Source organism: Nostoc sp. CHAB 5715, assembly GCF_020829685.1.
Taxonomy (GTDB): domain Bacteria; phylum Cyanobacteriota; class Cyanobacteriia; order Cyanobacteriales; family Nostocaceae; genus Nostoc.
The window spans coordinates 1-2,526 of sequence record NZ_JAIVFR010001022.1; the positions used below are offsets into that span (position 1 = coordinate 1).

Consider the following 2,526-nt stretch of genomic DNA (forward strand, 5'->3'; position numbering starts at 1 on the left):
AATCCGCTTTGATTTTTGAAATTATTTGCGTAGGCGGGGAGTAGGGAATAGGGAGTAGGGAGTAGGGAATCAGGCTTTTCGAGGTGTACGGTGTTTATTCAAAAATCAAATAGGAATCCTATATCATCACTCTTATGGAGATAGTTGTATTTGCTAGAAATAATAATTATCCTTTTTTTAACCAACACACAGTAGGGACGGGCTACTTTAGCCTCCTACGAATAGACAATTATTATCAATAAGTTTTATCTATAATTTGAAATCAAAAACAATGTAATTTTGTGTTCAAAGTCATCGAAATTTGATGATTAAAAAGTTATTTTTGAATATAAACGAATAAAAGATTAGGATAATATGATGATTAATGCACAAACAGATTGAAAGGCAAAATTGCCGAAGGATTATTCATGGCACAGCTAACAGGTTTGACATTTGGCGGTAAGGCTTGGACACCAAAATTCGCTCAAGAAATTGACAAGGACAAATGTATCGGTTGTGGCAGATGCATTAAAGTATGCGGTTACAATGTGCTGGGTTTGAAGGCGCTCAATGAAGAAGGGGAATTTGTAGAAGATGAAGATGATGATGAAATTGAACGGAAAGTAATGGCAGTTACTTCTCCAGAGAACTGTATTGGTTGTGAAGCTTGTTCACGGATTTGTCCCAAGAATTGCTACACGCATGTTGCATTAAACAACTAAGGTTTTTGAAGTTAGTCAAAATTGTTGTTAATTCAAGGAGGCACTGTTTGTATAAAGCGTAAATGCGCTAGGCAAGGTAACTTGAGGGGAATAGGAAATATTTACTGTAACTAATAAAAAGTTCACAGTAAACAAATCCGTAAATCGTAAAATGTCAGTTATTAACAAATTTAAACTTGCTGCTAATATAGCCTAATCAATATTAGGTCTAACAGTGCCCTCTTGGAACAACTAGCTTTTCTGAGAGCAGGGGCTACCTTTTTCATAGGAGTTGAAATATAATTTGTAAGTTTCTGGGGGAAAGATATGGAAAAAATCTGGAAGTTTCCCCCATTTTTTATGGCTGCACGTTAGAAAGTTAATAAGTGAAAAGGGAATGGGGAATGGGGAATGGGGGAGATGAGGGAGATGGGGGAGATGGGGGAGAAATAACTAATGCCCAATGCCCAGTGCCCAATGCCCAATTTCCAGAAAATAACACTTCTAAAGACTGTTTACACAGGTAGCATGTATGCAACAAGTTCCTGTTTCACTATGGACTCTGGTTGCTGGGATAGTAGTTACAGCAATCAGCATTTGGATTGGTCAGAATCACACTCTGATGCCGGTGCAAGCATCGTTACAAGCACCTTTGGTAGACGGTTTTTTCAGCGTCATGTTTACCATTGCGATCGCACTCTTCTTGGTGGTAGAAGGAACAATTGTAATGTTTTTGATTCAGTTTCGTCGTCGTCGCGGTGACGATACCGATGGCGTGCGGGTGGAAGGCAACGTTCCCTTAGAAATCTTTTGGACAGCAATTCCCACAGTGATTGTCCTCGGCTTGGGCATCTACAGTGTAGATGTTTTTAATCGAATGGGCGGCTTTGAGCCTGCGGGTCATCCTCATTCAGCAGGTCATGTTGCTCATATACCGGGGAGTGCTATTGCAGCCACATTAAGCGATACTAAAGCAACAACTGCCCCAGCAATACCCCCAACAATTGCCCCGACAATTGGCATTGGCGCGTCTCCTCAAACGCTAAACAAACCAGCTGACTTAGTTGTTGATGTCAAAGGCATACAGTACGCCTGGTTATTTAATTACCCTGATAGTGGCATTACCTCTGGGGAATTGCACATACCCGTTGGTGCTGATGTGCAACTTAACCTTTCAGCACAAGATGTAATTCACTCATTCTGGGTGCCAAACTTCCGCTTGAAGCAAGATGCACTTCCTGGTATCCCTACCGAACTACGATTTGTCGCCACCAAACCAGGTACATATCCGGTAGTTTGTGCTGAATTGTGCGGTGGTTATCACGGTTCAATGCGGACACAGGTAGTTGTCCACACACCAGAAGAATATGATAGCTGGCGGACAGAAAACCAAATTGCTCAACAGCAAAACTTAAATCAAGTCGTTGCAATTAATCCAGCCGACTTATCAACATCCGAGTTTCTCGCACCCCACACCCATGATATGGGAATTAGTGCAGCAACTCTAGAGTCATTGGTCATTGGTCATTAGTCATTGGTCATTGGTCATTGGTCATTAGTCATTAGTCATTGGTCATTAGTCATTGGTCATTAGTTATTAATAACTGACAAATGACAACGGAAAAATGACAAAGGACAAAGGACAAATGACAACGGACAAATGACAAATGACAACGGACAAACAACAAATGACAAAGGACAAAGGACAAAGGACAAAAATATGGCTACTAATACTACTGAAGTAAAAGCGATCGCTCGTTTTATCCGCATCTCGGCCTATAAAGTGCGTCGCGTACTCGATCAAATTCGGGGGCGATCGTACCGGGAAGCGTTAATCATCCTGGAA

General features: G+C 41.2%; 4 protein-coding genes. All 4 read left to right on the forward strand.

The annotated features are described in order from the left end of the window. Positions 1 to 407 precede the first annotated feature (407 nt). A complete protein-coding gene (gene fdxB, locus LC574_RS35260) occupies positions 408 to 701 on the forward strand; it encodes a ferredoxin III, nif-specific (protein WP_229458274.1) in 294 nt (97 codons plus the stop codon). Between the two features lie 383 nt (positions 702 to 1,084). Continuing rightward, on the forward strand, positions 1,085 to 1,207 hold the full coding sequence (locus tag LC574_RS38395) for a hypothetical protein (protein WP_267871788.1): 123 nt from the start codon (positions 1,085 to 1,087) through the stop codon (positions 1,205 to 1,207). 5 nt (positions 1,208 to 1,212) lie between these two features. Next, positions 1,213 to 2,211 (forward strand): cytochrome c oxidase subunit II, encoded by a 999-nt coding sequence (locus LC574_RS35265; protein ID WP_229458273.1) that lies wholly within the window; start codon positions 1,213 to 1,215, stop codon positions 2,209 to 2,211. Between the two features lie 189 nt (positions 2,212 to 2,400). Then, a partial coding sequence (locus LC574_RS35270; RefSeq protein WP_368736773.1) for an uL22 family ribosomal protein occupies positions 2,401 to 2,526 on the forward strand: 126 nt, incomplete at its 3' end.